The sequence below is a fragment of the Chromobacterium subtsugae genome, assembly GCF_001676875.1.
GTDB lineage: Bacteria > Pseudomonadota > Gammaproteobacteria > Burkholderiales > Chromobacteriaceae > Chromobacterium > Chromobacterium subtsugae.
In genome coordinates this window covers 237,468-264,465 of sequence record NZ_JYKA01000002.1, presented here as the reverse complement: position 1 = coordinate 264,465, position 26,998 = coordinate 237,468, and the positions used below count along the sequence as shown (strand labels likewise).

Below are 26,998 nucleotides of genomic sequence, written 5' to 3'. Positions count from 1 at the left end.
ATGCATATCTTGATGATCGAATGCAATCCCAATGGCATCGCCGGCATCGCAAACGCGCTGGAACTGGGCCATGACGTCACGCTGGTCTCGGCGGACCCGGATTTCTACCTGAACGTATCGCCGCTGGCCAAGGCCGCTTTCGAGCATCCTCGCTGCCGCGTGATCAAGTCCGACGACGCTTTCGTCATCGATGCGCTGCTGGCGTTGGCCAAGCGCCTGCATGCCGAGAAGCCGGTGCACGGCGTGGCCACCTATAGCGAGTACCACACTGTCCACACCGCCACCGTGGCGCAGGCGCTGGGCCTGCCGGGCATGAGCGTGGAAGGCGCGCTGAATGCCCGCCACAAGCACCGCACCCGCACCAAGCTGGCCGGCTCCGGCGTTCGGCAGCCACGCTTCGCGCATGTCAGCGACCCGCAGCAGGTGGAGGCGGCAGTGCGCGAAATCGGTTTCCCCTGCGTGGTCAAGCCGTCGGATGGCACGGCCAGCCTGCATGTGCTGCATCTGACCAATGAAAAAGACCTGGAGCAATACCTGGCCGAGCTGGCCAAGATCACCGATTACGGCCGCGGCGTGGTGCGCATTCCTGACATCCTGGTCGAGGAATTCGTCGAGGGCGAGCTGGTGTCGGTGGAAGCCTGCGTGCAGCAGGGCGGCAAGGTGGTCAACCTGGGCATCACCGACCGCGCGCTGAGCGGTTTCCCCTACTTCATTGAAATGGGCGCCACCTATTTCAAGGGCCATCCGCTGCAGGACGAGCTGTTTGCGATGAACGAGAAGGTGCTGACGCATTTGGGCGTGGACTTCGGCTTCATCCACACCGAATACCTGCTGAGCCAGGATGGCCCGGTACTGTGCGAGGTCAACGGCCGTCTGATCGGTGGCGTTGTGCCCAGCCTGATGCAACTGTCCAGCGGCGTGGATCCGTACCTGGAAGTGATCCGCCAGGCGCTGGGCGAGACGCCCGAGCATCCGGTGCCCGGCGATGTCGTCGCCAGCGTCCGGTGGTTTGGCTCGCCGGTGGACGGCACGCTGTCCAAGATCGACTTCTCCCAACTGAAGACCTTGCCCGGCTATCACGATGCGCTGAGCTACCGGGCGCCGGGCCGTCCCGTTTCCCGTCTGTCGAAGAGCAATTTCGATTGGCTCGGCCACATGGTCTTCACCGGCGATAGCCGCGAGCAGGTCAATCAGCGCTGCGAGGCCGCGCTGGACAGCATTCATCTGGAACTGGCGGTAGGGGTGGCGAAGTGAGCGCAGCCGTTGCCGAAAGCAGGCCGGCGACGGCTGCGGGCGACGGCGCCCGCCGCGCGCTGCGCCGGGTGGCGATTCCGGTGCTTGACTCGTCGCAGCTGTTCGATGTGGAGGTGGAGGATGGGCATTTTGCCTCCATCCGGGCGGTCGGCGAAACGGCGGCCGGCGCCAAGCCGGCGGCCAGTCTGTGGCCGGGGTATACCGAGTGCCATGCGCATATCGCGCTGCCCGCCAATTTCGACGACAGCATAGACGAGCCTGAACTGGTGGCGCTGCAATACCTCTACCACGGGGTGACGCAGGTGGTGGACATGTTTGGGTTTCCGTTGGTCCGGCAGCGCTGGCAGGACGCGGCGGCGGCGTCCTGGCTGCCCTATCCGGAGGTGGCGCACTGCGGCTACGCGATTACCGCGATGTGCGGCTATGACGGCAAGGGCGCGCACGGCACCGAGTTTCCGTCGCCGGTGTTCATGCTGGGCTGCGAGAGCGACCTGGATACGATTCTGGAGGCCAACGCCAAGCTGGGCGCGAGCTTCCTGAAAGTGATGTTCACCGATGGCGTCGAGCAGCCTGGCTCGCCGGTCAAGTTCAACCGGCTGTCGGCGCCGCTGCTGGAGGCGCTGGCCAAGGCGGTGGCGGCGCGCGGCATCCCTTGCGTGCTGGACTGCAATACGCGCGAGGAGGTGCTGCTGGCCTATCGCTTCGGTTTCCGCTATTTCGCCCACGCCGTGCGCGATGTCGAACTGAGCGATGCCGACTGGGCGAACCTGCCGGGGGCATCCTTCGTCTCGACGCTGTCGGGCTTGCGGCCGATGGTGATGAGCCGCGAGGAGTTTCTGGACGAATATGGCCATGCCGGCTTCGTGCAGACGCAGGATGCGGCGAACCTCGATTTCGTGGCGGGCATCGAGCAGCCGTTCGGCGTCGCCCGCAACTGTTTCGAAACCCGGACCGGCGCGCTGCGCGCCATGCGGCAGAACAGCCGCGCCGCGCTGGCCCGCGGCGCCCTGCGAGTGGGAACCGACGCCGGCAACGCCGGCGGCTTCCATGGCTACAGCCTGCTGGCCGAATTGAGGCTGCTGGCGGAGCGGCGGGGCCGGGCCGACGTCGCGCTGCAGACCAACGCCTGTCTCGACGGCCGCCGCTTTTTCGAGCTGCTGGCTGGGCGCGCCGCCACTGAGCCGTTCGCAGTCGGGGCCGCCGCGACGTTCAACCTGTTTCGCGACGCCGATGCGGCGACCGGCGCCTTGCCGGATGAGACCGTGGTCCGCGGCATCGCGGTGGACCGCGCGCGCATCGCGCAATTCATTCACTCCAGACGCGCTTCCGCGACCAAAGGGAAAGTCTCGCTATGACACCGCAACATAGACGCACCATGTATGGCATCAATATCGGCATCGCGTTGGCGGGTATTGGGAATTTCATCTATTTTCCGCACCTCGTCGCCACCTTGGGATCAAGCTACAGCGGGTTCTGGGCCGGCTTCGTCATGTTCATGACCTATGTCGGCCGTTTGAGCGCCACCTTCAGCTATGAGGGATTTTCGGCGCGGGTCGGCAAGCGCCACGGCATCGTCATCGGCATCCTGGTGGAGGCGGTGGCCCTGGGCCTGATGGCTTTCGCGCATGACGTCGTCGCCTATAGCGCGCTGGCCTTCTTCGTGGGCTTCGGCTCGGGCACCTCCTTCCCCGGGCTGAAGAACGTGCTGGGCGAATTTCCGGAAGCGGCTCGGGCCAAGGCGTTTTCCAGCTTCCAGCTGGCATCCCAGTCCGGCATCATCCTCGGCGCCCTGGCTGGCGGCCTGTTCAGCAATGCCCAGATGCCGCTGGTGTTCCTGGTGGTGTTCCTGCTGTTCATCGGCTACTGCATCGCCGCGTACTTCGTGATTCCGGGCGAGACCCATCCGCCCAAGCGCGACGTGCCGCTGTTCAACGCCGGCATCTTGAAAGGGCTGGAGTTGGGAGAGGGGACCTTCTACTTCCTGTTGTCCAGCTTGTTCTGGCTGCTGTCTCTCAACTTCGTCGTCTCCATGCCCTTGCATATGCAGGCTTATGTCAAGGAGCTGCCGCTGACGGTTCCGTTCTGGATCACCGGCGTGGCGATGCTGTTGCTGCAGATGCCGATCTTCCGTTTCTTCAACGGCCGTTTCCCGCCTGGCTACGTGATGGCGATTGCCTTCATCGGCATGAGCGCCGCCTATCTGATGTTCGGGATGGGCGTCTCCGCCTATTGGGTGGTGGCGGGCTGCCTGATCGTGATCCTGGGCGACATCCTGTTCACGCCTTCGTTTGATATGTGGGTTTCGGCCAAGATCCCGGCCGATCGGCTATCCCGCGCGATGGGCGCGATGCACTTCTTCCGCAGCCTAGGCAACATGCTGGGTTCGTTCCTGGCCGGCTTGCTGTTCGACCTGTCGCGCCATATGGGACGCCCGGGCCTGAACTGGCTGATTGTCGCCGGCCTGGCCTTGTTGTGCGCGGTGGTGAGCTTCGCCAGCGTCAAGAAGCGCGTGCCGCTGGCCGAGCAGTTGTCCGGCGCCAAATAGGCAAGAGCGGGCTCGCGGCGCGCGGGCCTGCGTAACCGTTACGGCAAGGAAAGAGACATAGAAATGACGGAATTGAAATCCATCAATCAGCAACGTCCGACCGTCCTGGTGATTTCCACTGGCTTTCACCTCTATCGCGAATACCTGCTGCGGCAAATCGTAGAGGAGGCGAATGTCTGGCTGTTCACCGATGCTGCGCCGACCTGGCAGATCCCCTATCTGAACGGATACACGCTGGTGAACACGCTGGACGCCGAGGCGATGGCGCGGGAGGCGTTGGCGCTGGCGGCCACGCGGAAGATCGATGGCCTGATCTGCTGGGACGAGATCCGGATGGTGCCGACATCGCGGGTCGCCGCGGCGCTGGGTCTGCCTGGCGGCGAAACGGACGCCTACGCGCGCTGCCGCGACAAGCATGAAACCCGCCAGGCGTTGGCCGCCGCCGCGGTGCCGCAGCCGGAGTCGGTGCTGGTGGCCGACATCGGGCAGGCGGTCGCCACCGCCGCCCGCATCGGCTATCCGGTCATCGTGAAGCCGCGTGGCCTGGGGGGCAGCTACGGCGTCACGCTGGTGAACGACGAGGCGGAATTGACCGCCGCCATGCAGCATGTCGACCAGCATTGCGAACTGCTGGCCGGCAGCGGCTATACCCGCTATGAAAGCAGCGTGCTGATCGAGGAGTACATGACTGGCGAGGAGGTCAGCGTGGACGTAGCCTGGGTGGACGGCCGGATGCATCCTCTGTTCGTCGCGCGCAAGGAAACTGGCTTTTTCCCCCATTTCGAAGAGATCGGCCACGTGATTCACGGCCACGATCCCCTGCTGGAGGATGCCGAATTCCTGGCCGTGCTGGGAGGCGCGCACCGCGCGGTGGGTTTCCGCAACGGCATTACGCACACCGAGCTGATGCTGACCGCGAAAGGGCCGAAGATCATCGAAATCAATTCGCGTCTGGGCGGCGACATGATTCCGTATATTGGTGGCATTTCCAGCGGCATCCGCGCCGGCGCGGTGGCTGTGGCGGTGGCTTGCGGGCGCGCACCGGATGTGGCTCGGACCCGTCAACGCACGGCCGCCGTCCGTTTCTTGTATCCGGACGGCGACTGCGTGGTCCAGGCGCTGGCGGTGGATCGCGACGCGTTGCCGGAGAATGTCGACGACGTGTGCCTGCTGGTGGAGCCGGGACATACCCTGTATTTCCCGCGCGTCTCCGGTCGTTACGCTTTCCTGACCGCCTATGGCGATAGCGAGGCGGCGTGCAAGGCGGCGCTGGATCAGGCCGCCGCCGCGGTGCGCTTCGAAGCCGAGCCGTTGGCCGAGGCGGCGGAAGCGGTGTAAGCCAGGCGCCGGTTCCCGCCAGACGTCCGGCGGGGCCGGCTCAGCGCCAGTCTGCGGCGCCTGGCGGTGGAGAGCGCCACGCAGCCTGCAGCCGCCGGCCGCCTGTTCCGGCATTTGTTGCTGGCTCAGCACGAAGCGGCTATCTGCTTCTTTCACCCGCGCCAAGCCCTTGGCGGATTTCTGGATGTCGTCATCGATGGCGGGGTCCTTGTCGAAGTTCACCGTCTCGCCGTCCACGCCGGAGTGGAAAGTCTTCCGCTCGCGGCTGGCCACCGACCCGTTCCAGGGGGCAGCCAGCGCCCGGCGCGGCTGTTCCGCGTCAACCAGCTCAGCCTGTTCAAACGCGCGCGCTGGTAGCCGGCGGTAATCCTTCCTTTGTGCCGCGTCGCCGGCTGCGTTACCTTCGAAGGTCGGGGCGCGCCGTGCGGCGGCCTCGCCATGAAGACACATGCGAATGCTATAACGGCGGAACCGGCATCCGCCCGCCGCGGGGGCGGCGTTGGCAAGGCAAGGGGAGACGAATGATTACCACCATAAAAGGCAAGATACTGGCCGGTTCCGGCCTGCTGATCCTGATCGGTTTTATCGTGCTGGCAGGCGCCAACATCTACAACAGCTACCGCAACGCCGAAAACGCGGTGCTGGACCACGCCCGGCTGCTGGCCGACAGCGAGGCCGGCCGCGTGCAGCGGATGCTGGGCAAGACTTACGATTCGGCGCAGGCGATGGCCGAGGCGGCGACCGGCGTGCGCGCCGCGCTGCCGGCCAACGGCCGCTCGCTGCTGTCGGAAGTGGTGAAGCGGCAGCTGCCCAACAACCCGGACGCCGTCGGCTACTGGGTGGACTGGGAGCCGAACGCCTTCGACGGCCGCGACGCCGAGCTGGCCGGCAAGCCGGAAAACGACCATACCGGCCGCTACGGCGTGTACTGGTTCCGCAAGGCCGGCAAGGTGGACGTGGTGTGGGGCAGCGACGGCGTCGACGAAAGCGCTTATTACACCGAGCCGCGCAAGACCGGCAAGCCGATGCTGACCGAGCCCTATGTCGACCCGGATGTGAAAATCCTGATGGGCACGCTGTCCTTCCCGCTGATCCTGAACGGCAAGGTGCTGGGGGTGGCCGGCTGCGACATCGCGCTGGGCCATCTGCAGGAAATGGCGGCCAAGGTCAAACCGTACCAAAACGGCTTCATGAGCCTGTATTCCAACGGCGGCGTGCAGTTGGCGGGCCGCGAGCCGGCGCTCAACGGCAAGGCCGCGCCCGACCTGCCGGCCGAAGCCAAGGCGGCGATCAAGGAAGGCCGGCCGGCCGAATACGAAAGCGCCGACGGCTATCGCCACTTCATCATGCCGATCACGGTGGGCGACGCCGGCGCGCCGTGGGCGGTGCGCATCTCCATCCCGCTGGACGAAGCCTTCGCCCCGGTGCGGGCCGCCAGCTGGCAGTCGGCCTTCATCAGCCTGGGCATCCTGGCGCTGATCCTGCTGCTGCTGGGCGCCACGCTCAGCCAGCTGCTGCGCCCGCTGGGCCGGCTGCAGGGCGCGATGACCGAGCTGGCCTCCGGCAGCGGCGACCTCACCCGCGAACTGGCCATCGCCAGCCGCGACGAAATCGGCCAGGCCGCCGGCGCCTTCAACACCTTCACCGGCTCTTTGCGCCACATGATGCTGGACGTGCGCCGCCACGCCGGCGACGTGCTCGGCTCGGTGCGCCAGCTGTCCGGCGAAGTGGACCAGATCCGCGGCAGCTCCGCCCGCCAGGCGGAAGCCGCCAACGCCACCGCCGCCAGCGTCGAGCAGCTGTCGGTCAGCGTCAGCCACATCGCCGAATCGGCGCGGGTGGCAGAGCTGCGCGCGCGCGAAGCCGACGCCCTGTCCGGCCAGGCGGCGGCCAATGTCGACGCCACCGCGGCGGAAATCGGCCGCATCGCCAGCACCGTGCGTCAGCTGGCCGATGTGTTGGGCGGCATGCAGCAGCGCTCCGACCAGATTTCCGGCATCGTGTCGGTGATCCGCGACATCGCCGACCAGACCAATCTGCTGGCCTTGAACGCGGCGATCGAGGCGGCGCGCGCCGGCGAGCAGGGCCGCGGCTTCGCGGTGGTGGCGGACGAAGTGCGCAAGCTGGCCGAGCGCACCGCCCAGGCCACGCTGGAAATCTCCGGCGTGATCCAGACCATGCAGCGCGACACCGCGCAGGCGTCCGACAGCATGGGCGGCGCGCTGCAACAGGTGGACCAGGGCGTGAGGCTGGCCGGCGAATCGTCGCAGTCCATCCAGCAGATCAGCGGCCACGCGCTGCAGGTGGTGCAGTCGGTGGGCGACATCGCCGCCTCCACCGCCGAGCAGTCCAGCGCCAGCCAGGAAATCGCCCGCCACATCGAAAACATCCACACCATGCTGCTGCAGACCGACGGCTCCATCGAGCAGGCGCAACAGGCCACGGTGGCGCTGGCGCGGCTGGGCGAGGAGCTGGAGTCGCTGATCGGGCGCTTCAAGCTGTAAGCCGGCAGGCGGCGGACCGGCAAGAGCGAGGCGATAGACCGCCTCGCTTTTTTATCGCCGCCGCGCGGGGTTCAGGCGCGTTGCGGCTATGGCCGCGCGCTGTCGATGGTTTGCCGCAAGCTGTCGACGAAGCGCGCCAGCGCCGGATTGCCGGCCTCGCGCCGCCAGACGAAACACAGCGGCAGCGGCACCGACAGGTTTCGCAGCCGGTAAAACCGCGCCTGCGCCGGCGGCCGCGCCAGGTTGGCGGCGTTGACGATGGCGGCGCCGACCCCGGCGCAAACCAGCGCCAGAATCGCCGCCTCGGTCGGCTGCTCCTGCACCACGTTCAGCCGGACGCCGGCTTGCAGGCAGGCGCTGAACAGGCGGTCGTGGTATTCGGGGTAGACGGCGCGGGGAAAGGCGATGAAAGGCCGCCCGGCCAGCGCGCGCAGGTCGAACGGCTGCGTCTCGTCATGTTCTATCCGCCAGGCGCGCGGCAGCGCCAGCACCACGTCCTGCTGCCGCAGCGGCAGGGAGGCGAAACCGTCCGGCAGCGGCTCCAGCTGGTAGATGAAGCCGCCGTCCAGCGCATGGCGGGCGATGGCGGCCAGCTGTTCCGGGCTGTTCAGCGCCGACAGTTCGACGGCGACTTCCGGCGCTTCCGCCTGGAAACGCTGCAGCGCCTGCGGCACCGGGCCATCCCAGCCGGTGTTTTCCACATAGCCCAGCCGCAGCTGTCCGGCCGCGCCGCCGGCGACGCGGCGGGCGCGCTGGCCGGCGGCGTCTAGCGTCGTCAGGATAGCGTGGACATCGCGCAGATAGCTGTCGCCGGCCGGCGTCAGCCGCAGCCCGCGCGGCGAGCGCGCGAACAGCGCGAAACCCAGCTCGCCCTCCAGATCCTGGATCTGGCGCGTGATGGCGGGCTGGCTGATGTGCAGTGTCTCCGATGCGGCGCGGATGCTGGCGTGTTCGGCCACCGCCGCGAAATAGCGCAGATGCCGCAGCTCCATGCTGGTGTTCTCGGTTTTATGATGTTTTTAAGTTATCACAAAATCATAATACGGTATTGGAATGCATTGGTAGTTTCCGGGATAGTAGGGACATGCCTAGCGCGGACATGCCGCCAACCGACCAGAGAAACCAGATGAACGCCCACACTTACACCATCGGCAATGCCCGCGTGACCCGCGTGACCGACACCCTGCTCACCGGCATCACCCCGGCCTATCTGTACGCCGACTGGCGCGACGCCGCGCTGGATGAGCAGCCGCAGCTGCGCGAGCTGTTCGATGCCAGCGGCGAGCACATCATTCTCAGCGTGCATACCTGGGTGGTGGAACTGGGCGGCAAGGTGTATTTGATCGACACCGGCCTGGGCAATGACAAGGAGCGGCCGTTCAACGCGCTGTTCCACCGGCTGCGCACGCCGTTTCTGCAGCGGCTGGCCGCGCTGGGCATCCAGCCGGAGGATGTCGACCATGTGTTGCTGACCCATCTGCACGCCGACCACGTGGGCTGGAATACCCGGCTGGCGGAGGGCCGCTGGGTGCCGACTTTTCCGAATGCCCGCTACGCGATGCCGCAGGGCGAGCTGGATTTCTTCGCCACGCCGGAGGCCGACAAGCGCCGCGTGGTGTTTGACGACAGCGTGGCGCCGGTGCTAGCCAGCGGCCAGGCCGTCGGCATCGCCGCGGCCGGCGCCGATTACGCAGACGCCTTCCATTTTCACCCGACGCCCGGCCACTGCGCCGGCCATATGTCGATCACGCTGCATTCGGCCGGCGCAACCGCCATCTTCAGCGGCGACGCCATGCACTCGCCGGCGCAGGTCTACCACCCGGAATGGAACTCGGCCTTCTGCCGGGAGCAGGACGGCGCGCGCACCTCGCGCCGCTGGCTGCTGGACTATGCCTGCGAACATCAGGCCACCGTGTTCACCGCCCACTTCGGCGCGTCGTCGGCCGGGCGGGTCGGCCGCTCGGCAAACGGGTATGGCTGGCAGTTCCTGTGAGGCTGGCCGCTTCGCCAGCGGATTCCCGGCCGGCGTCCGCCGGCGGCGGGCTTAGTTGCACTTCATCGCCAGCTTGACGGTGTCTATCAGGCTGGCGCGGTCGGCGCCATCGCGCGCCTGCAGCGATATGCCCTGTATCACGGTGAAATAGAAGTTTGCCAATTGCTTGCAGTCCGCGTCCGCGGGCAGCTCTCCCTTGCCTACCCCGTCTTCCAGCCGGCTTTGTATCAGCTGGATGGTGTGTTGGCGGATTTGCCGCAAATAGTCCTGCAGCGCGACGTTGTCCGGTTCGCAATTGACCAGGCCCAGGATCAGCAGGCAGCCGTTGGCCCCCGGGGAGGCCAGCACCGTATCCACGCTGGCCAGCAGCATGCCATGTATCGCTTCGGCCGTTGTCGCCGCGCTCGCCAGCGCGCGCATGCTGGCGGAGCCTTCCGAGTGCAGATACAGCTCCACCGCTTCGCGGAAGATGGCTTCTTTGGAGCGGAAAGCCGCGTAGAAGCTGGGCGGCTTGATGTTCATCACCTTGGTCAGCTCCGCCAGCTGGGTGGCGTCATAGCCCTTGGCCCAAAAGACGCGCATGGCCGAACGCAGCGCCTGCTCGCGGTCGAAGCTGCGCGGTCGTCCTCTGACGCTCATATATTTTTCCTTTCTTTACTTTCCACTACATAAATAGTTGACATTTAGATATTTGGGCGGCATATTTCGATTTATGTATCAGCTGCTACAAAAATTACCAGCTAGCGCCATGCTTGTCTAGCAAAGGCCGGATTTCGTCCGCATGCCGCGATGTTTTTGTCGCGCATCTGGCGAGCAGGGCGCTGCGCGGAGGTGGGAGACGGGAGAGGGCGCACAGCCATCTTCCGGCGAGATCGGTTCGTTTTCACTTGAATGGGGTGGCATGAATGAAGTGGATTTCACAAGCGCTGGCTAGACGCGGGCAGGGGCAATCGACTGGATGGTGGGTGGGGTACTGACACGATGGCTCAGCTAGCTGAACTGCATATCGAGTCCGTGCTGATCAATACGGACAATCTGGCCTTGCGTCCCTGGCGTGTCAAAGAGGTGCATGAATTATACGCGGCGATACAAGACAGCCGCTTTCAGCAGTCGATGCTCCAGGCAGACCCTTTCCATCAGGCCAATGCCGCGATGGCCGCCCTGAAAAGCGCGATTGCCCACCCGCGGGCGTTGCCGGTGGCGGAGTTCGCCATCACCCGGGTGCGCGACAACACGATAGCGGGTTCCGCGCTGGTCAAGCTGACCGATGCCCGCACCGCGGCGGTGGAGATCGATTACGCCCTGTATCCCGCTTTTGCCGGCCAGGGCTATGAGGCCGAAGTGCTGGGCGCGTTGGCCGGCTGGATTCTGGAGTGCGGGGCCGCGCGGGTGGAGCTGGTGTGCGGACTGGGCGACATCCATCGCGCCAAGACCGCGCTGGCTTGCGGCTTCCGCTATGAGGGCGTGCAGCGTTGCGCCATCGCCACGCTGCACGGGCTGGAGAGCGGCGGCATGTTCGCCAGGCTGCCCGAAGATGCCGGCACGCCATTGCGGCAGGTTTTTCCCGATTTGCCTCCCGAGGGGCTGAGCGACGGCGTCGTCACCTTGCGGGTCGCGGCGGTGGCCGACGTGGAGGCCTTGCTGGCCGAACAGACCAATGTCGAGGCCAGGCGCTGGTCGCTGATCGAACCGCTGTCGCGCTGCGATATCGCCAGCCGGGTCGAGAAGGCCGCGCTGGAATGGCTGGTCGGGCCGAATGCGTTTTTCAGCATTGTCGATTGCGAAAGCGGAGAGGTGGCCGGGCGCATCGTCCTGCGCGCGGTGGTGCCGCCGCAGGTGGCGGATGTCGGCTACGGGGTGTTGCCGTCGTTCCGCGGCCGCCGTTTTGCCTCGCGGGCGCTGCAGCTGCTGTCGCAATGGGCGTTCGAACAAGCGGGCTACGTGCGGCTGGAGCTCGGCGTCAAACCGGGCAACGTGGCGTCGCGGGCGGTGGCGGAAGCCGGCGGATTCCGCTTCGACGGCATGCGCAAATCCCGGCTGCGCAATAGCGACGGCAGCTTCAGCGACGAATTGCATTTCGTTCGCGTCAATCCCGCCTATCTGGAACCGGACGTGCCGCTGGTCATCGCCAGCTGAGCCGCGGGCGGCATCGCCTAGTTTGCTTACCTTAGATCAAGAAAGATGGAATGTGATGACACAAGATCAACTTCAAGACGCATCGCTGAGTGAAATGCTGACGGCAGGCGGACAACCGTTCAAAACCTGGCTGGCAGGCCTGGTGGCGCAGGTCGCCGGCGACGACAACGTCGGCATGTACCGGCCGCGCTCGCGGAAGGGCGTGATCCGCCCGAATAGCGTGGAGCAGGTGCGCGACGTGCTGCGCCTGGCCTCGCAGAGCGAGGAATCCGTGGCCCTGCATGCGCTCAGCACCGGCCGGAACTGGGGGCTGGGCTCGCGGGAGGCGGCGCAGGACGCCTCGCTCGCGCTGGACTTGTCCGGCCTGAAGCAGGTGCGGGCGCTGGATCTGGATGCCGGCTGGGCGGTGGTGGAGCCCGGCGTCACCCAGGGCCAGCTGGCGGCATTGCTGGCGGGAAGCCCGCGCATGATCAATGTCACCGCCTCCTCCGCCCACAGCAGCGTATTGGGCAACGGCGTGGACAGGGGAGTGGGCTTGCGCCGCCAGCGGGTGGAAGACCTGGTGGGTCTGGAAGTAGTGCTGCCCGATGGCGAGGTGATGAGGGTGGGTTGGTGGCCCGACGCCGAGCGCCCCTCCCCGGTGTATCCGTACGGGCTTGGGCCGTCGCCGCTGCAGCTGTTCTTTCAATCCAATCTGGGCGTCGTGACGGCGGCGGTGGTGAGGCTGATGCCGCGCCCCGAGGCGCTGCGCGTGGTGCGCCTGAGCTTCGCCCGCGAACGGCTGGCCGAGGCGATCGATGTGCTGCAGCGCTGGAGCGCCCAGGGAATGGTGCGCGGCGTGCTCAAGGTCTACGACGCGACCGCCGGCGCGCTGTATGGCGGCGGCATCGGCGAATACCTGACCCATGTCTGCGTGGACGGCACCGCTGCCGTGGTGGAGGCGATGACCACGGTGATCCTCGACGAGGCAAACCGTTCCGGCCTGTTCCTGCACGTATCGCATTCGGATCAGCGCGATCCGCGGCTGAGCGGCAACGTGGTGGCCGAGATGGTCGCCAGCGCCTACGCCGGCGATCCCAGCCGCAACGACACGCTGCTGCAGGCCACGCTGGGGCAGGATGCGGAAAATATCGACGCCGCGGGCCGCGGCTGGCTGTTCTTCCTGCCGCTGATCCCCTTCCACGGCGAAGCCATCGACCGGGCCCAGCGGCTGCTGGCCCAGGTATACGACGAGACCGGCGTGCATTGCGGCGCCACCATCAACGCGTTGAACTCCGACGTCATCGACTACGTGGTCGCCATCAAGTTCGAGCGCAACGCCGACGAGGCGCGCCGCGCCCACCAGGCGCTGGACCGCCTGTACCAGCTGTTCTCCGCCGCCGGCTTCATCCCGTATCGGCTGGATGTGGATCACCAGGACTGGATAGACGGCCTGAGCCCCGATCAGGCGGCGCGCGACTTCGTGCGCGGCATCAAGGGGATGCTGGACCCGCGCGCGGTGATCGCGCCGGGCCGCTACGCGTGAACTCCGCCGGCCAGCGCCGGCCATCGAAAACGCATTATCGAATTTCATTTCGCAGGGAGTGACTGGAATGGCTTATCTGGAAAAAGAAAACATGGGTCAGGCGGCCGCCGACGAATGGACGGCGGAGCGGATTCTGTCCCGCGCCCGCGAACTGGCGCCGGTGCTGCGCCAGCGCGCGGCGGAAATCGAGCAGAACCGCCACTTGCCGGCGGACGTGGTGGAGCTGCTGCGCGGCACCGGCGTGTTCCGCATGGCGATGCCCAAGTCCTGGGGCGGGCCCGAGCTGGATTCGATGCAGCAGACCGAGGTGATCGAGGCGCTGGCCATCGGCGACGCCTCCGCCGGCTGGTGCGGCATGATCGGCGCCGACTCCGGCATCTACTCCGGCTATCTGCGCGAGGAAACCGCGCGGGAGATGTTTCCGCGGCTGGACATGATCACCGCCGGCTGGATTCACCCGGAAGGCCGCGCCGAGCGCGTGGCCGGCGGTTACCGGGTGACCGGCAACTGGCGCTTCGGCAGCGGCAGCACCCACTGCGACTGGCTGGCGGCCGGCTGCGCCGTTTATCAGGACGGCGAACCCGTGCTGGCCGAGAACGGCAAGCCCGAGTGGCGGATCATGTACGCCCGTCCCGATGAATACCAGATCCGCGATACCTGGCATACCACCGGCCTGGCTGGCAGCGGCAGCCGCGACTACGCCGCCGTCGATCTGTTCGTGCCGGAAGAGCGTTCCTTCTCCTTCCGCGAACCGCGCCGCGAGGGTCCGCTGCATATCGCGCCGGACGCCATCCTGCGCAAGATGTCCGGCGTGCCGCTGGGCGTGGCGCGCGCGGCGATAGACCACGTGCGCGAGCTGGCGGCAAGCCGTTTCGACCGGGTGACGCAGCTGCCGTGGCCGCAGAGCTACCGCATCCAGACTGCGCTGGCCCAGTCCGAGATGGAGCTGCACGCGGCCCGCAGCGGGGTGTTCGCCAGCCTGGAGCGGCAGTGGGAAAAGCTGTCGGCCGGACAGCCGCTGAGCACCGGGGAGCGGGTTTCGGCCGCGCTGGCGCGCCACCACGCCTTCGGCACCGCGCGCGCCATCGTCGCCAGGTTGTTCGACACCGTGGGCGGCGCCGCCATATACCGCGCCAGCTCGCCGCTGGATCGCTGGCTGCGCGACACCAACACCATGTGCCAGCACGCGGTGGCGCAGGACATGATTTTGCAGACATGCGGCGAATTGATGCTGGGCGGCCAGCCGGACAATCCGTTCCTGTAAGCGAGCCGGCGCGGGCGGCGCTGTTCCGCCCGCTCTCCCATTTTCTTGTTTGGAGCAGACCTGATGCAAGACAACACCGACAACGATCTGTCGGCGCGACGCGCCGACGGCCCCGGCCACGCCTACCTGCCTGCCGGCAGCGGCCAGCGCGTGTGGATGAGCGGGGACGAGTACCGGATTTTGCTGGATGCCGCCCACAGCGCCGGAACCATGACCTTGCTGGACGCGCTGGTGCCGCCGGCGGGCGGGCCGCCGGAGCACGCCCACGCCGATGTCGACGAGCTGTTCGTCGTGCTGGACGGCGAGCTGGAGATCATGGCCGACGGCGCGAAGTACCAGGTGGGGCCGGGGGGGCGCGTGTTCGTCCGGCGCGGCACGCCGCATGCCTTCCACAACCGCAGCGCAGACCCGGTGCGGATGCTGATTTTCTATACCCCGGCGGGCGTGGAGGAGTTCTTCCTGGCGGCCGGGGTGCCGGCCCAGGACGGCTTGCCGCCGCCGCCGGCGGATGAGGAAAGCACCGCGCGGGCGATCGAGGCGGGATTGCGTTTCCAGGTGTCGCAAGCGGCGCAGCCCGCCTGAGCATTGACTTGAATAAAGAAAGGTAAAGCCATGCCATTGGCAATCTATGTGTTGGGTTTGAGCATTTTCGCCATGACCACGTCGGAGTTCATGGTAGCCGGGATGATGCCGTCGCTGGCGGCGCAGTTCGGCGTTTCCCTGACGGCCATCGGGTACCTGGTGTCGGCTTTCGCCGCCAGCATCGTGGTGGGGGGGCCCATCCTGACGGTGATGCTGCTCAAGGCGTCCAAGAAGAACACCCTGCTGACGCTGGTGGCGCTGTTCTTCGTCAGCCAGCTGATCGGCGCCACCGCCCACAGCTATGAAGTGATGCTGGCGTCGCGGGTGTTGTCCGGCGTAGCCGAGTCGGCGTTCTTCGGCGTCTCGCTGGCGGTGTGCGTCGACATCGTCGGCCCGCAGCGGATCGGCCGCGCCTCCTCCATCGTGCTGGGCGGGCTGATGGTGGCGTCGGTGGTCGGCCTGCCTGCGGCCACGCTGATCGACCAGCATCTGGGCTGGCGCGCCAGCTTCTGGATCGTGGCCGGGATGATGCTGTTCTGCGGGCTGGTGATCGCGGTGCAGGTGCCCAAATCGCCGAAGGCCGCCGAGATCAGCCTGAAGCAGGAGTTCGCCGCCTTCCGCAATGCCGATCTGTGGGCCGCCTACGGCACCAGCGGCCTGATCATCGGCGCCACTTTCGCCGCCTTCACCTACTTTGCGCCGATTTTCACCGAGGTGAGCGGCTTCTCCACCGCTACCGTGCCGGCGCTGTTCGCCTGCTACGGCCTGGCCACCATCGTCGGCACCATGATCACCGGCCGCCTGGCCGACAAGCACACCATGGGCGTGCTGGCCGTCGGGCTGGTGATCCTGATCTCGCTGCTGGCGCTGTTCGCGCTCAAGGCCGAATCGCAGGCGGTGACCATCGTCGCGGTGGCGCTGCTGGGCTTGGTCGGCCTGCCGATGAATCCGGCGATGGCGATCCGCGTGATGCGCGTCGCCAACAACGGCCCGCTGGTGAACACCGTGCATACCGCCGTCATCAATGTCGGCATCGTGGTGGGCTCCTGGGCCGGCGGCTCGGTGATGAGCGCCGGACACGGTCTGCGCGCGCCGCTGTGGGTGGGGGTGGCGCTGGCCATCGCCGGTCTGGTCAGCGTGCTGCCTTTCCTGCGCCGTCACAGCGCGGAAGGCGTGCGCGCAAGGTTGGCGGGCGCGACCCGCTGAATCGCGGCATGCGCCGGGCCGGGATGCTCCCGGCGCCGGGCGCCGCATCTGAATGGAAATGAAAGCAATGGATACGAAATTCGCAGGGAAGGTGGCGCTGGTGACGGGAGCTGGCAGCGGCCTGGGGCGAGAGCTGGCGCTGGAACTGGCGCGACAAGGCGCGGCGGTGGTGCTGGCCGGCCGCAACGAGGACAAGCTGAAGGCGGTGCAGAACGAAATCGAGGCGGCCGGCGCGCAGGCGCTGTCGCACTCGACCGATATTTCGCTGCCGCATGAGGTGGACGGGTTGTTCGAGGCGATACGGCGCCGCTATGGCCGGCTCGACATCGCGGTCAACAATGCGGCGATCTGGGAAACCGGCCTGGTGGCCGAACAGGACGAGGCCGCCTGGCGCCGCATCATCGACACCAATCTGAACGGCACCTGGCGCTGCATGCGGGCGGAGATCGGCTTGATGCAGGAACGGGGCGAAGGGGTGATCGTCAATTTGTCGTCCATCGTCGGCGGCCATTTTGCGATGCCCGGCACCGCGGCTTACGGCGCCAGCAAGGCCGGTATCGAGGCGTTGACGCGCACGGCGGCCAAGGAGTGCATCCAGCAGGGCATCCGCATCAACACCGTCAGCCCGGCGGCGCTGGACACCCCGATGTCGCTGCTGGAGGGCGAAACCGAGGAGGAGCGCGGCAAGCGGCTGGGCGGCATCATCCCCATCGGCCGGGTGGGACGCTTGTCAGAGGTGGTGCAGACCATTTTGTGGATCTGCTCCGGCGATGCCTCGTTCTTCGTCGGGCATGACTTTGTCGTCGATGGCGGCGTGACCGCCTGACCGGATGCCGCCGGAACAGGCCGGCGGCGAGTCCGGCGCGGCGTCGGCAGCATAGGCAGGGAGAAAGCTATGGAAGTCTTGAAAAAGCATCACATCGAATGTGACGGCCAACATTGGCAACAAGAGTACAAGAGCACGCTGGGGCGCTTCCCGACCGGCGTTTGCCTGGCGGTGCTGGAAGAGGGCGACGACAAGATCGCCATCACCATCAATTCGTTCAGTTCGGTTTCGCTGGTGCCGCCCATCATCCAGTTTTCGCTGAAGAACCATTCCCGCTTCCTGGGCAAGGTGCGCGACGCCAGGCAATTCAGCGTGTATTTCCTGGCCCGGCCCCAGGCCGAGGAGGCGCTGATGTTCGCCAAGCAGCCGGCCAGCCCGGTGTCGCCGCAAGTGCTGGGGGATTCCGCGGCCGCCATTCACTGCCGGCTGGAGGACACGTATCAGAAAGGCGACCACACCATGGTATTCGGCGAGGTGAAGGCGGTCGAGCATGGACGCGGCGACGCGCTTGCCTACTACCGGTCTCATTTCACATCGGTAGAGGGCTACGCATCGTGACGTACTTGCAATCGCCGAACGGCCCGGCGCCGCGCCTGCCCTCGTTGACCGGCATGCGATTCGTCGCGGCGGCGCTGGTGTTTCTGTTTCACGCCTCGTTGCTGGCAGCCGTCAAATTCAACCCTTATCAGGACAGCGGCGCGGCGCAGCTGTTTCAGTCCATCTTCAGCAAGGCCGGCTGGCTGGGTGTGTCGTTCTTCTTCGTGCTCAGCGGATTCGTGATGACCTGGTCGGCGCGGGCGGACGACTCCGCCGGCGGCTTCATCCGGCGCCGCCTGCTGAAGATCTACCCCAACCATTTCTTCACCTGGCTGCTGATGATGGTGTGCATGGGGAATGTGTTCGTCGACCCCAGGGTCTGGCTCAGCAATCTGCTGCTGCTGCAGTCGTGGGTGCCGCGCCCGGAGGTGTTCATGGGCGTCAACAGCCCGTCCTGGTCGCTGTGCTGCGAGCTGCTGTTCTACCTGGCCTTCCCGTGGCTGAACCAGCGCATCGCGCGCATTCCGGCCGGACGGCTGTGGCCGTGCGCGGCGGCGGCGGTGCTGGCGCTGTTCGCGGTGCAGCTGGCGGTGGACAGCTGGGTGCCGGCCACGCCCAAGGGGCCGGGCCTGCCGATTTCGCTGCAGCAGTGGTGGCTATCGTATTTTTTCCCGCCGTTGCGGATGTTCGAGTTTGTGCTGGGCATGCTGATGGCGCGCATCCTGCGGGCCGGCAAATGGCCGGATCTGGGCCTGCTGCCCGCGGCGGGCTTGTTGCTGGGCGGTTATCTGCTGGCGCGGGAAGTGCCGTTTTTGTACGGACTGAGCACGGCCACGGTGATTCCGGTGGCCTTGCTGATCACCGCGGCGGCGGCGGCCGACGCGCAGCGGCGCCCCACCGGCTTCAACGGCCGGCGCATGGTGTGGCTGGGTGAAGTGTCGTTTGCCTTTTACATGGTGCATATGCTGGTGCTGGATCTGGCTAGCGCCTGGCTGGATGGCCGCCGTTTCGAGCCCGCCGCGGCGACCCTGGTGGTGCTGGCGGCCTTCCTGGCCAGCCTGTTGGCCGGCTGGTTGCTGTACGCGCTGGTGGAGCGGCCGGTGATGCGGTACTGGAGCCGCCCGCGCGCCGCCGCGGTCAGGCTGCAATCGGCCGACGCCTGAGCGGGCGACGCCGCAGAGGCGGCCCGCGCCAAATCAATGCTAATGAAAATTATTTAGTTCCGGGGTGCATATGGATAAGTTTTTGAAGGGACGTGTCGCGGCGTCGTTGCTGCCGCTGGCCGCCGCGCTGGCATTGGCCGGCTGCGGCAAGGATCTGGGCGCGGCGCAAGCGGCGGCGCAGGCGCCGGCGCCTGCGGTGCCGGTTTCGGTGCAGCAGGTGGCGCCGGGCAATGTCGATGTCGCGTACGAGTATGTCGGCCAGTCGGCCGGATCGCGCGAAGTGGAGGTGCGGGCCCGGGTGGGCGGCATCTTGCAGAAGCGGATGTTCACCGAGGGGCAGCCGGTGCGGCAGGGCGATCCGCTGTTCCAGATCGACCCGGCGCCTTTCCAGATCGCGCTGGAGCAGGCTGTCGCCGCGCTGCGCGACCGGCAGGCCGAGCTGACCCGCGCGCAGCAGAATTACGACCGCGTGCAGCCGCTGTTCCGCGAGAACGCGCTCAGCCGCAAGGATTTCGACGAGGCGGCCGCCAATCGGGAAGCCGCCCGCGCCCAGGTGATGGCGGCGCAAGCCAAGGTGAAGGAGGCGCAGATCAACCTGGGCTATACCCGGGTGTCGGCGCCGATTTCCGGCCTGACCAGCCGCGAGGTCCGCTCCGAGGGCAGCCTGGTGGGCGGCAGCGCCGACGCCAGCATGCTGACCAAGATCAGCCAGAACGATCCGATCTATGTCAATTTCAACGTGCCGGAGGCGGATCTGGACGCGCTGCGCGGCCAGCAGTCGTCCGGCGCGCTGAAATTCCACGGCGGCGGCTTCAAGGTGTCGCTGCGGCTGTCCGATGGCAGCCGTTTCGAACGCAGCGGCTCGCTCAACTTCACCGACCACCTGGTGGACGCCTCCACCGGCACCGTGCGCCTGCGCGCCAGCCTGGCCAATCCGGACGGACGGATTCTGCCGGGGCAGTTCGTGACGGTGCTGCTGCAAGGCGCTTACCGCGCCCAGGCCATCGCCATTCCGCAACGGGCGGTGCTGACCAGCCAGCAAGGCAAGGCGGTCTGGGTGGTGGGCGCGGACAACCGGGTGCAGCTCCGCCCGGTGGAGGCCGGACAGGAACAGGGCCTCAATGTGCTGATCAACAAGGGGCTGAAGGCCGGCGACCGGGTGGCGCTGGACAATCTGGTGAAGCTCAGGCCCGGCGCGCTGGTGCAGATCAGCCCTGAGCCGGCCGCAACCGGCGCGTCTTCCCGCAGCTAATACTGGAGCCTCGCAATATGTTTTCCTCCTTTTTGATCCGCCGACCGATCTTCGCCTGCGTGCTCTCGCTGATCATCATGCTGGCGGGGGTGGCGGCGATGGGCGTGCTGCCGGTCGAGCAGTACCCGCAGATCGTGCCGCCGCAAGTACAGGTGGTGGCAAGCTATCCCGGTGCCTCGGCCGAGGTGATCGCCAATACCGTGGCCGCGCCGCTTGAGCAGGCGATCAACGGCGTCGACGACATGCTGTACGTGCAGTCCATCAGCGCCAGCAACGGCCAGTTGACGCTGAACGCCACGTTCAAGATCGGCACCAGTCCGGACCAGGCCACCATCAACGTCAACAACCGCGTGCAGTCGGCGCTGGCGCAGCTGCCGGAAGAGGTACGGCGCCAGGGCGTATCGGTGCGCAAGCAGTCTGCGGCGTTCCTGCAGGTGATCGCGCTGTACGCGGAGAAGGGGCGCTACGACACCCTGTACATGAGCAACTACGCGCTGCTCAACGTGGTGGACGAACTCAAGCGCATTCCCGGCGTAGGCGACGTGATCAACTTCGCCGGCCGCGACTATTCGATGCGGATCTGGCTCAAGCCCGATCGTCTGGCGCAGTTGAAGCTGACGCCCAGCGACGTGGTCGCCGCCATCCGCGAGCAGAACGCGCAGTTCGCCGCCGGCAAGCTGGGCGCCGAGCCCAGCAACCAGGCGCTGGACTTTACCTACACCGTCACCACCCGCGGGCGGATGAGCACGCCGGAGGAGTTTTCCAACATCATCGTGCGCGCCAATCCGGACGGCTCGGCGGTATTGCTCAAGGAGGTGGCCAAGGTGGAGCTGGGCGCGTTGAACTATGACTTCAACGGCAAGATCAACGGCGATCCGATGGCGCCGATCGGGATTTTCCTGGCGCCGGGCGCCAATCAGCTGGAAACGGCCAAAGCGGTCAAGGACACGATGGCCAGGTTGTCCGGCCGCTTCCCCGACGGTCTGAAATACCGCATCCCGTTCGATTCCACCAAGTTTGTCGAGGTGTCGATCGAGGAAGTGTACAAAACGCTGGCCGAAGCGATGGCGCTGGTATTTCTGGTGGTGTTCCTGTTCCTGCAGAACTGGCGCGCCACGCTGATCCCGTGCCTGGCGGTGCCGGTGTCCATCGTCGGCACTTTCGCCGGCATGTACGCCTTCGGCTTCTCCATCAACCTGTTGACGCTGTTCGGCATGGTGCTGGCCATCGGCATCGTGGTGGACGACGCCATCGTGGTGCTGGAAAACGTCGAGCGCATCATGAGCGAGGCGAAGGTTTCCGCCACCGAGGCCACCCTCCAGGCGATGAAAGAAGTGTCCGGGCCGGTGGTGGCCATCGTGCTGGTGTTGTGCTCGGTATTCGTGCCGGTGGCTTTCCTCGGCGGCATCGCCGGCCAGATGTACAAGCAGTTCGCCATCACCATCGCCATTTCGGTCAGCATTTCCGGCCTGGTGGCGCTGACGCTGACCCCGGCGCTGTGCGCGCTGATCCTGCGGCCGGGGCACCAGAGCCGCAATCGTTTCTTCGACTGGTTCAACCGCAACTTCGACGCCGTGGGCGGCCGCTACGTGCGCGGCGTGGCGTTCCTGTCGAGGCGCAGCGCGCTGGGCCTGGCGCTGTTCGGCCTGCTGTTGCTGGTGTCGGCATGGCTGTTCCGCGCCATCCCCACCAGCCTGGCGCCGGATGAGGATCAGGGTTATGTGATCGCGGCGGCTTTCTTGCCCGACGGCGCGTCCTTGCAGCGCACCGCCAAGGTGATGGACAAGCTGGACCATCTGGTTTCGCGCAATCCCGCGGTGAAGGACATGCTGTCGATGTCCGGCTTCGACATCGTCACCGGCGGCAAGAAGACCAATGCCGGCGTCTCCTTCATCCAGCTGCAGCCCTGGGAGGAAAGGCGCGGCGCGGCGCAGTCGGCGCAGGCGGTGGTCGGCGACATCTTCGCCAAGACCGGCGCCGGCATCCGCGACGGCTTCATTTTCGCGGTCAATCCGCCGCCGATCTCCGGCATGTCCAATACCGGCGGTTTTGAAGGCTATCTGCAGAACCGCAACGGCGCGTCGCCGGCCGAGCTGGAAGGCGTGTCGCGGCAATTCCTCGCCGCCGCGGCCAAGCGGCCGGAGCTGGCCGGCGTGCAGACCACCTATTCGGCGTCGGTGCCGCAGGTGTACATCGAGCTGAATCGGGCCAAGGCCAAGGCGCTCGGCGTGCCGATCAACACCGTGTTCGATACCCTGCAAAGCACGCTGGGCGAGCTGTACGTCAACGACTTCAACAAGTTCGGCCGGACTTTCCGCGTGCAGCTGCAGTCGGAAGCCTCCTACCGCAGCCACAGCGACAACCTGGCCAAGGTCTTCGTGCGCTCCACCTCTGGCGCCATGGTGCCGGTGACGGCGCTGCTGGACATCCAGCGCAGCACCGGTCCGGAAGTGCTGGAGCGCTACAACCTGTATCCGTCGGCCAAGCTGATCGGCGGCCCGGCGCCGGGCTACAGCTCGGGCGAGGCGCTGGCGGCGATGGAGCAGGTGGCCAAGGAAACGCTGCCCGACGGCTACGCGCTGGCCTGGACCGGCAGCGCGCTGCAGGAGAAGGCGGCCGGCGGCTCCTCCGCCAAGGTGTTCCTGTTCGGCATCGTCGTGGTGTTCTTGATCCTGGCGGCGCAGTACGAACGCTGGACCCTGCCGCTGGCGGTGTTGCTGGCCGTGCCGTTCGCGGTGTTCGGCGCGCTGGTGGCCAACTGGACGCGCGGCCTCGCCAACGACATCTACTTCCAGGTGGCGCTGGTGACGTTGATCGGCTTATCGGCCAAGAACGCCATCCTGATCGTGGAATTCGCGATGCTCAAGCTGGACGAGGGCATGGAGTTGGTGCAGGCGACCATGCAGGCGGCGCGCATGCGCTTCCGCCCCATCGTGATGACGTCGCTGGCCTTTGTGCTGGGTTGCGTGCCGCTGGCCGTTTCCAGCGGCGCCGGCTCCGCCAGCCGCCACTCGATCGGCACCGGCGTGATCGGCGGCATGCTGGCCGCCACTTTCATCGCCACCTTCTTCATTCCCTTGTTCTTCATTCTGATCATGAAGGCATTCCATAAAAAAGCCCCGGCGGCTGCGGCGGCCGAGGAGGAGGTGCTCAATGTTTAAACCGCTATTTCTCGCCGCCGCGTTGAGCGCCGCCCTGGCGGCTTGCGCGGCGGGCCCCGACTACCAGCGCCCTCAGCTGGCGTTGCCCGACGGCCAGGCGCAGGCGGCGGCCGACGTGGCCGGCTGGTGGCGGCAATTCCAGGAGCCGGAGCTGGACCGGCTGATTGCCGTCGCGCTGGCGCGCAACCAGGATCTGAGCGAAGCGGACGCCCGTCTGGCGCAGGCCGAGGCGCTGGCCGGCATCGCCCGCAGCCAGCTGCTGCCCAGGCTGGACGCCGCCGCCGACAGCCAGCGCCAGCGCGTCAGCGCGACGCTGCCCGCCACGGCGCCGGGCGGCCTTTACGACAGCCGCGATTTCAATCTGCGGGCATCGTGGGAGCTGGACCTGTGGGGCCGCCTGCGGCGCGAGCGCGAGGCGGCGGTTTCCCTCGCCGCCGCCAGCCAGGCCAGCCGCGACGGCCTGAGGCTGGCGGTGGCGGCGCAGGTGGCGCAAACCTATTTCCAGCTGCGCGCCTACGATGCGCAACTGGAAGTCTCCCGGCGCACGCTGGCCAACCGCCGGGCCGCCGCGACGCTGAACGAGAAGCGCTTCCGCCAGGGCGACGCGTCGGAACTGGACTGGCGCCAGGCCGAAGCGGAGGTGGCGGTGGCCGAGGCCAGCGCCGCGCAGTTCGAGCGCAGCGTGGCGCAGACCGAAACCGCGCTGGGAGTGTTGCTGGGACGCGAGCCCAGACAGTTGCTGGGCGAGGGAATCGCGCGCGGCCAGGCGCTGGATGCGCTGAGCCTGCCGCCGGCCTTGCCTTCCGGCTTGCCGTCCGACCTGCTGGCGCGCCGGCCCGACATCGCCGCCAGCGAGGCTGGCCTGGTGGCGGCCAATGCCCGCATCGGCGTGGCCAAGGCGGCCTATTTTCCCAGCATCAGCCTGACTGGCGCGCTGGGCAGCGCCAGCCCGGATTTGCGCCAGTTGTTCAGCGGGCCGGCCTATGTCTGGAGTTTTGCCGGCAACCTGGCGGCGCCGGTATTCAACTTTGGGCAGACGGCGGGAGCGGTGGACGTGGCCAGCGCCGGCCAGCAGCAGGCGTTGGCGCAGTACCGCAAGGCGGTGCAGCTGGCGTTCAAGGATGCGGCGGACGCCTTGAGCGCCATGGCGGCGGCACGGCGCGTCAACGATGCGGAAACCGCGCGCGTCAAGGCATTGCAGCGGGCGGTGCGGCTGGCCACTTTGCGCTATGACAGCGGGCACTCCGCTTACCTGGAGGTGCTGGATGCCGAACGCGGCGCGTTCCAGTCCGAATTGAGCGCGGTGGATGCCCGGCTGGATCTGTTCAACAGCGCGGTGGCGCTCTACAAGGCGCTGGGCGGAGGCTGGCGCGCGAGCTAGGAAGCCTGGCCGTCCGGCAGCGCCCGCTCGGCGAGAAAGTCGATCAGCGCGCGCAGCCGGGACGGCATCTGGCGGCTGGAGCTCCAGACGATGCGGATAGTGCCGCTTGACTCCATGAAGTCGTCCAGCACCAGCTCCAGCGTGCCGTCCGCCAGCGCGTCGCGCACCGAGAAATCCGGCACGCAGGCGATGCCTTTGTCACGCTGGGCCAGGTAGATCAGCGCTTCGCTATTGGTGCAGATCACGGTGCTGGGCAGCAGCGGGGCCGGTTCGCCGGGGAGAGGGCGCAGCGGCCAGCGCGCCAGTTTGCCGCTGTTGGGAAACTTGTATTGCAGGCAGGCATGGCGTTGCAGATCGGCCGGCCGTTGCGGCCGGCCGCGCTCGCTCAGGTAGCCCGGCGCGGCGACCAGCACCAGGCGGAACGAGCCCAGTCGGCGCGCCAGCAGGCGGGAGTCCAGTTGCTCGCCGGAGCGGATCGCGGCGTCGAAGCCTTCTTCAATCAGGTCCACCAGCCGGTCGCTGTAGTCGAGATCCAGCTCGACCTCCGGATAGAGGCTCATGAATTCGGCCAGCGCGGGGTTGAACAGATTGCCGTCCGGCAGGCTGACGCGCAACCGGCCGCGCGGTCGGTCGGCGCTTTGCGCCAGCTCGCTTTCCGCGGCATCCAGCTCGGCGAAGATGCGCTGGCAGCGGCGCAGAAACAGCTCGCCTTCGGCGGTCAGCGCCATGTGCCGGGTGCTGCGCTGCAGAAGCCGTATGCCCAGCCTTTCCTCCAGCCTGGCGATGCTTTTGCCGACTGCCGAGGCGGAGATGCCCAATTGGCGTCCGGCGGCGACGAAGCTGGAGGTTTCCGCCACTTGTACGAATACGTGTATCCCGTTGAGTTTTTCCATGGTGGCGTTCGAATTGCGGACAAATTTATCCGCATAAAATGGAAATCTAACATGTTTTTATGCTTTTGGTCTTGCCTTATGCTGGTGTGACTGGCAAAGGCCATCCATGACATCGCTAAGAAAGGAAGAGTTATGCTGACTGCGGAATTGTCCAACCCGGTAGTGCAGCCGGGAGTGCATCAATACGGTATCGCCGAGCGGATCGACGACGCCATCCATCGCGCGCTGGCCGAGCAGAGGCTGGTCGGCGCGGTGGTGCTGGTAAGCGTCGACGGCAAGCTGATCTACCAAGGCGCCAAGGGTTGGGCCGACCGCGAGGCGGAACGGCCGATGACGGCGGACGCCCTGTTCCGTTTGTCTTCTTTGAGCAAGGTCTACGTGTCCACCGCGGCGCTGGCGATGGTCGAGGCGGGCATCATCGGCCTGGACGACGCTGTCACCCGTTGGCTGCCCCATTTTGCGCCGGCCTTGCCGGATGGCCGCATTCCGGAAATTACCGTCCGGCATCTGCTGACGCACACCGCCGGTCTCGGCTACGGTTTCCTGGAGGGCGAGCAAGGCGGTCCTTACAAGCAGATGGGCATTTCCGACGGCATGGACCATTCGGTGCTGTCGCTGCGGGAAAATATCGAACGGCTGGGCCAAGCGCCTTTGCTGGCCGAGCCGGGCAGCGCCTGGATCTATTCGCTGGCGACCGACGTGCTTGGCGAAGTGCTGGAGCGCGCGACGGGCAGCCATCTGCATGAAGTGGTGCGCAAATGGGTTACCGAGCCGCTGGGCCTGCAGGACACCCGCTTCGCCGCCAGCGATTACCGCCGTCTGACCACGGTGTACGTCAACGAGCAGCCGGCGCCGCGGCGGATGCGCGACCTGGAGCTGGTGCCGATTCTGGAAGGCTTCCGCGGCGTCAGCCTGGCCCCGGGCCGCGCGCTGGATCACAACGCCTTCCCCTCCGGCGGCGCCGGCATGGTGGGAACCGCGGGTGATTTCATGACCTTGCTGGAATCGCTGCGCAGCGGCGGCGGACCTTTATTGTCGGCCGCCATGGCCGCGGAAATGGGTCGCAACCAGACTGGAGACTTGCCGCTGGCCCCCTGGCCGGGCCGGGGATATGGCCTGGGTTTCACCGTGTTGACCGATCCGCAGGCGGCCAATACGCCGGAGTCGCCGGGCAGCTGGCGGTTGGCGGGGGTGTTCGGCCATTCGTGGTTTGTCGATCCGGCCAAGCGCATCAGTGTGGTGGCGCTGACCAATACCTTGCTGGAAGGCATGCTGGGGCAGTTTACCGTCGATATCTGCAACGCGGTTTACGGCCAGGTTTGAGAGGCGGGGGTTTGTCTGCCAAAACGGCCCGGCGGCGATGCCGGGCCGATTTCGTATGGCCAGCGCGCAGGGCCGTGCCGACCGCGTCTGGCTTTTAAGTCGCATGGCTGGACAA

The 26,998-nt window shown here is 66.7% G+C and carries 22 protein-coding genes; 19 read left to right on the top strand and 3 right to left on the bottom strand.

Annotated elements, in window-relative coordinates; translation table 11 throughout:
- The 6 genes from MY55_RS03435 (at window position 1) to MY55_RS03410 (ending at window position 7,641) form a co-directional block, all read left to right on the top strand.
- A complete protein-coding gene (locus MY55_RS03435; protein WP_065201971.1) occupies window positions 1-1,254 on the top strand; it encodes an ATP-grasp domain-containing protein in 1,254 nt (417 codons plus the stop codon).
- On the top strand, window positions 1,251-2,609 hold the full coding sequence (locus MY55_RS03430) for an amidohydrolase family protein (RefSeq protein ID WP_047236429.1): 1,359 nt from the start codon (window positions 1,251-1,253) through the stop codon (window positions 2,607-2,609). Before MY55_RS03435 ends, MY55_RS03430 begins: the two co-directional genes overlap by 4 nt.
- Entirely contained in the window at window positions 2,606-3,799 is a 1,194-nt protein-coding gene (locus MY55_RS03425) for an MFS transporter (protein WP_047243057.1), read from the top strand. Before MY55_RS03430 ends, MY55_RS03425 begins: the two co-directional genes overlap by 4 nt.
- A gap of 63 nt (window positions 3,800-3,862) precedes the next feature.
- Window positions 3,863-5,137, top strand: a complete 1,275-nt coding sequence (locus MY55_RS03420; RefSeq protein WP_047236427.1) for an ATP-grasp domain-containing protein — start codon at window positions 3,863-3,865, stop codon at window positions 5,135-5,137.
- A gap of 66 nt (window positions 5,138-5,203) precedes the next feature.
- Window positions 5,204-5,494: a hypothetical protein gene (locus MY55_RS03415; RefSeq protein ID WP_043572669.1), complete on the top strand. Its 291-nt coding sequence runs from the start codon at window positions 5,204-5,206 to the stop codon at window positions 5,492-5,494.
- Window positions 5,495-5,658: 164 nt separating this feature from the next.
- Window positions 5,659-7,641: a methyl-accepting chemotaxis protein gene (locus tag MY55_RS03410; RefSeq protein WP_047236426.1), complete on the top strand. Its 1,983-nt coding sequence runs from the start codon at window positions 5,659-5,661 to the stop codon at window positions 7,639-7,641.
- 86 nt (window positions 7,642-7,727) lie between these two features.
- Here the strand turns inward: MY55_RS03410 and MY55_RS03405 are convergent, their stop codons facing one another.
- A complete protein-coding gene (locus MY55_RS03405; RefSeq protein WP_065201970.1) occupies window positions 7,728-8,633 on the bottom strand; it encodes a LysR family transcriptional regulator in 906 nt (301 codons plus the stop codon).
- Between the two features lie 134 nt (window positions 8,634-8,767).
- Between MY55_RS03405 and MY55_RS03400 the strand changes: the two genes are divergently transcribed.
- Complete coding sequence (locus MY55_RS03400; RefSeq protein WP_043573047.1) at window positions 8,768-9,634, top strand: MBL fold metallo-hydrolase; 867 nt, start codon at window positions 8,768-8,770, stop codon at window positions 9,632-9,634.
- Between the two features lie 51 nt (window positions 9,635-9,685).
- Here MY55_RS03400 and MY55_RS03395 read toward each other — a convergent pair whose 3' ends face one another.
- Complete coding sequence (locus tag MY55_RS03395) at window positions 9,686-10,273, bottom strand: TetR/AcrR family transcriptional regulator (protein WP_197466045.1); 588 nt, start codon at window positions 10,271-10,273, stop codon at window positions 9,686-9,688.
- A gap of 342 nt (window positions 10,274-10,615) precedes the next feature.
- Between MY55_RS03395 and MY55_RS03390 the strand changes: the two genes are divergently transcribed.
- From MY55_RS03390 to MY55_RS03340, 11 genes are all read left to right on the top strand, one after another.
- Window positions 10,616-11,770, top strand: a complete 1,155-nt coding sequence (locus MY55_RS03390) for a GNAT family N-acetyltransferase (protein WP_052257925.1) — start codon at window positions 10,616-10,618, stop codon at window positions 11,768-11,770.
- A gap of 55 nt (window positions 11,771-11,825) precedes the next feature.
- A complete protein-coding gene (locus tag MY55_RS03385) occupies window positions 11,826-13,295 on the top strand; it encodes an FAD-binding oxidoreductase (RefSeq protein ID WP_201775333.1) in 1,470 nt (489 codons plus the stop codon).
- 67 nt (window positions 13,296-13,362) lie between these two features.
- The gene (locus tag MY55_RS03380; RefSeq protein WP_197466047.1) at window positions 13,363-14,559 is read left to right on the top strand and encodes an acyl-CoA dehydrogenase family protein; all 1,197 of its coding nucleotides are present in this window, start codon (window positions 13,363-13,365) and stop codon (window positions 14,557-14,559) included.
- Window positions 14,560-14,622: 63 nt separating this feature from the next.
- Window positions 14,623-15,141 (top strand): cupin domain-containing protein, encoded by a 519-nt coding sequence (locus tag MY55_RS03375; protein ID WP_052257924.1) that lies wholly within the window; start codon window positions 14,623-14,625, stop codon window positions 15,139-15,141.
- A gap of 30 nt (window positions 15,142-15,171) precedes the next feature.
- Window positions 15,172-16,347, top strand: a complete 1,176-nt coding sequence (locus MY55_RS03370; RefSeq protein WP_043572661.1) for an MFS transporter — start codon at window positions 15,172-15,174, stop codon at window positions 16,345-16,347.
- A 67-nt stretch (window positions 16,348-16,414) separates the two neighbouring features.
- Window positions 16,415-17,173, top strand: coding sequence for an SDR family NAD(P)-dependent oxidoreductase (locus MY55_RS03365; RefSeq protein ID WP_065201968.1), 759 nt, complete (start codon window positions 16,415-16,417; stop codon window positions 17,171-17,173).
- Window positions 17,174-17,242: 69 nt separating this feature from the next.
- A complete protein-coding gene (locus tag MY55_RS03360; RefSeq protein ID WP_052257923.1) occupies window positions 17,243-17,731 on the top strand; it encodes a flavin reductase family protein in 489 nt (162 codons plus the stop codon).
- Window positions 17,728-18,873 (top strand): acyltransferase family protein, encoded by a 1,146-nt coding sequence (locus tag MY55_RS03355; RefSeq protein WP_208856014.1) that lies wholly within the window; start codon window positions 17,728-17,730, stop codon window positions 18,871-18,873. Before MY55_RS03360 ends, MY55_RS03355 begins: the two co-directional genes overlap by 4 nt.
- Before the next feature lie 70 nt (window positions 18,874-18,943).
- Complete coding sequence (locus tag MY55_RS03350) at window positions 18,944-20,125, top strand: efflux RND transporter periplasmic adaptor subunit (protein ID WP_052257922.1); 1,182 nt, start codon at window positions 18,944-18,946, stop codon at window positions 20,123-20,125.
- Between the two features lie 17 nt (window positions 20,126-20,142).
- Entirely contained in the window at window positions 20,143-23,286 is a 3,144-nt protein-coding gene (locus MY55_RS03345) for an efflux RND transporter permease subunit (protein WP_043572656.1), read from the top strand.
- The gene (locus MY55_RS03340; RefSeq protein WP_043572653.1) at window positions 23,279-24,667 is read left to right on the top strand and encodes an efflux transporter outer membrane subunit; all 1,389 of its coding nucleotides are present in this window, start codon (window positions 23,279-23,281) and stop codon (window positions 24,665-24,667) included. The genes MY55_RS03345 and MY55_RS03340 overlap by 8 nt, the downstream gene beginning before the upstream one ends.
- On the opposite strand, the gene MY55_RS03335 is transcribed toward MY55_RS03340, so the two are convergent.
- The gene (locus MY55_RS03335) at window positions 24,664-25,560 is read right to left on the bottom strand and encodes a LysR family transcriptional regulator (protein ID WP_043572650.1); all 897 of its coding nucleotides are present in this window, start codon (window positions 25,558-25,560) and stop codon (window positions 24,664-24,666) included. The two genes, MY55_RS03340 and MY55_RS03335, sit on opposite strands and share 4 nt — an antisense overlap.
- Window positions 25,561-25,692: 132 nt before the next feature.
- Between MY55_RS03335 and MY55_RS03330 the strand changes: the two genes are divergently transcribed.
- On the top strand, window positions 25,693-26,883 hold the full coding sequence (locus tag MY55_RS03330; protein ID WP_047236421.1) for a serine hydrolase domain-containing protein: 1,191 nt from the start codon (window positions 25,693-25,695) through the stop codon (window positions 26,881-26,883).
- Window positions 26,884-26,998: the final 115 nt, after the last annotated feature.

Excerpts from the sequence above, each read along its gene's own strand:
- MY55_RS03435 (WP_065201971.1), top strand. The coding sequence starts at position 1 with ATGCATATCTTGATGATCGAATGCAATCCCAATGGCATCGCCGGCATC.
- MY55_RS03425 (WP_047243057.1), top strand. The coding sequence starts at position 2,606 with ATGACACCGCAACATAGACGCACCATGTATGGCATCAATATCGGCATC.
- MY55_RS03420 (WP_047236427.1), top strand. The coding sequence starts at position 3,863 with ATGACGGAATTGAAATCCATCAATCAGCAACGTCCGACCGTCCTGGTG.
- MY55_RS03410 (WP_047236426.1), top strand. The coding sequence starts at position 5,659 with ATGATTACCACCATAAAAGGCAAGATACTGGCCGGTTCCGGCCTGCTG.
- MY55_RS03405 (WP_065201970.1), bottom strand. The coding sequence starts at position 8,633 with ATGGAGCTGCGGCATCTGCGCTATTTCGCGGCGGTGGCCGAACACGCC.
- MY55_RS03400 (WP_043573047.1), top strand. The coding sequence starts at position 8,768 with ATGAACGCCCACACTTACACCATCGGCAATGCCCGCGTGACCCGCGTG.
- MY55_RS03395 (WP_197466045.1), bottom strand. The coding sequence starts at position 10,273 with ATGAGCGTCAGAGGACGACCGCGCAGCTTCGACCGCGAGCAGGCGCTG.
- MY55_RS03390 (WP_052257925.1), top strand. The coding sequence starts at position 10,616 with ATGGCTCAGCTAGCTGAACTGCATATCGAGTCCGTGCTGATCAATACG.
- MY55_RS03385 (WP_201775333.1), top strand. The coding sequence starts at position 11,826 with ATGACACAAGATCAACTTCAAGACGCATCGCTGAGTGAAATGCTGACG.
- MY55_RS03380 (WP_197466047.1), top strand. The coding sequence starts at position 13,363 with ATGGCTTATCTGGAAAAAGAAAACATGGGTCAGGCGGCCGCCGACGAA.
- MY55_RS03375 (WP_052257924.1), top strand. The coding sequence starts at position 14,623 with ATGCAAGACAACACCGACAACGATCTGTCGGCGCGACGCGCCGACGGC.
- MY55_RS03370 (WP_043572661.1), top strand. The coding sequence starts at position 15,172 with ATGCCATTGGCAATCTATGTGTTGGGTTTGAGCATTTTCGCCATGACC.
- MY55_RS03365 (WP_065201968.1), top strand. The coding sequence starts at position 16,415 with ATGGATACGAAATTCGCAGGGAAGGTGGCGCTGGTGACGGGAGCTGGC.
- MY55_RS03360 (WP_052257923.1), top strand. The coding sequence starts at position 17,243 with ATGGAAGTCTTGAAAAAGCATCACATCGAATGTGACGGCCAACATTGG.
- MY55_RS03350 (WP_052257922.1), top strand. The coding sequence starts at position 18,944 with ATGGATAAGTTTTTGAAGGGACGTGTCGCGGCGTCGTTGCTGCCGCTG.
- MY55_RS03345 (WP_043572656.1), top strand. The coding sequence starts at position 20,143 with ATGTTTTCCTCCTTTTTGATCCGCCGACCGATCTTCGCCTGCGTGCTC.
- MY55_RS03340 (WP_043572653.1), top strand. The coding sequence starts at position 23,279 with ATGTTTAAACCGCTATTTCTCGCCGCCGCGTTGAGCGCCGCCCTGGCG.
- MY55_RS03335 (WP_043572650.1), bottom strand. The coding sequence starts at position 25,560 with ATGGAAAAACTCAACGGGATACACGTATTCGTACAAGTGGCGGAAACC.
- MY55_RS03330 (WP_047236421.1), top strand. The coding sequence starts at position 25,693 with ATGCTGACTGCGGAATTGTCCAACCCGGTAGTGCAGCCGGGAGTGCAT.